Consider the following 1,390-nt stretch of genomic DNA (forward strand, 5'->3'; position numbering starts at 1 on the left):
GTCGAGTACGTCCTGCTCCAGCGCCGACGAGCGGGGCCGTACCCGCTGCCGGCGCAGATGGTCCAGCGCCCGGTGCCGGGCGATGGTGGCGGCCCAGCCCCGGAAGCCCGCCCCGTCCCCCTTGAACCGCCCGAGGTCGCGGGCGATCTCCAGCCAGGCGTCGGACGTCACGTCCTCGGCGTCGTCGCCGACGAGCCCGCGCACGTAGCCGAGCAGCCCGGGCTGCACCAGCCGGTAGGCGACCGCGAAGGCGGCCTCGTCACCTTCCTGGGCCCGCGCGACGGCCGCGCCCAGTTCCCCGTCGTACGCCTGCGCGCGGCGGGGTTCCCCTCCCTGGCCCAAGAACTGTCCTCGCCCTAACCGGTCTGTGGCGGATCCGAACCGGGGGACACGACCGCCCTTGCCCACATCCCCCACGGTCATCAGCGCCGGTCCGCACAGAAATGTCACAGGGGATCAGCGGCCGACGGCCGGGGCCGGGCTCACGCCACCGCCCTGCGCGGCCTCCCGTGCAGGGTCAGGTAGAAGGTCTGGAGGGACTCCTCCGGGCTCCCGCTGTCGAAGCGGTTGTGGACCTTGCCGAGCGGGTTCCAGACCCGGCCGTCGGGCATGCGCACTCCGACGTGCTGACCGAAGTACGCGCTCTGCTGGGCGTCGAAGTCCACCCACACGGCACCCGCGCGGCGCACCAGCACCTCGCCGACGTACGCGCCCAGTCCGAACAGCGTCTCGCCCACCCGCTCCCGTTCGGCGCCGCCCTTGCGCAGCCCGTCGATGAGGAAGTCGACCACCCGCAGACTGGCCACGGAGAAGTCCAGCGGCAGCCGGTTGCGGGCGGTGACGCGGGCGACGAAGGCCCGGGTGTACGGGCGCATCTCCCTCGCACCCGGCCTTGCGGTGTGGTCCGCCCCGTTCATGAGCCCGTCCCTTCGGTCACGGGGAGAGTCCCCCTCCGGCTCTCCCGGATGACCAAGCGGACGGTCCGTCACGAACATCACGGGTGGCGGATGTGTCCATTCGCACACGGACACATCACGGTCCCCGTACAACCTTTCGGCTTCTCGGGCGTCGTAGGTGGTCCGCGCGAGCACGCCGCGCCTCGGCATCGAACCGGTGCGCGGACCGAGTGCCTAGGGGTTGTCGCTCCCCGTGGTCGTCCGCAGGACGGCCCTGCGGCGTCCGGTGCGTGCTCTCGGCGCGCCGGGCGGAAGTCCGCGTACTGGGCGTACTCGGGCTTTCGTCCGGTGCGGCGAGAGTACGTGCCGGGCGTCGCGGGGCAGACGGGAGTTTGACGACACCCCCTAGAGGCCCACCTGCGTGGAAGGGTTCCGTGCGCAGTGAACCGGCCGAACATGGCCCGTCAAAGGAAAGGTGTCGGTCTGAGCAGGAC

General features: G+C 71.8%; 2 protein-coding genes. Both read right to left on the reverse strand.

Going from position 1 to position 1,390, the window contains the following annotated elements; genetic code table 11:
- The coding region (locus CCN42_RS26705) for an RNA polymerase sigma factor (RefSeq protein WP_281259535.1) at window positions 1–342 on the reverse strand (342 nt) is incomplete at its 3' end.
- A 140-nt stretch (window positions 343–482) separates the two neighbouring features.
- Window positions 483–917, reverse strand: a complete 435-nt coding sequence (locus CCN42_RS26710; RefSeq protein ID WP_245877469.1) for a hypothetical protein — start codon at window positions 915–917, stop codon at window positions 483–485.
- Window positions 918–1,390: the final 473 nt, after the last annotated feature.

The sequence above is a fragment of the Streptomyces glaucescens genome, assembly GCF_002154375.1.
In the GTDB taxonomy this organism is placed as follows: Bacteria; Actinomycetota; Actinomycetes; order Streptomycetales; family Streptomycetaceae; genus Streptomyces; species Streptomyces glaucescens.

Bases quoted from the DNA above. Each gene is read 5' to 3' on its own strand.
- CCN42_RS26710 (WP_245877469.1), bottom strand. From the start codon at position 917: ATGAACGGGGCGGACCACACCGCAAGGCCGGGTGCGAGGGAGATGCGC.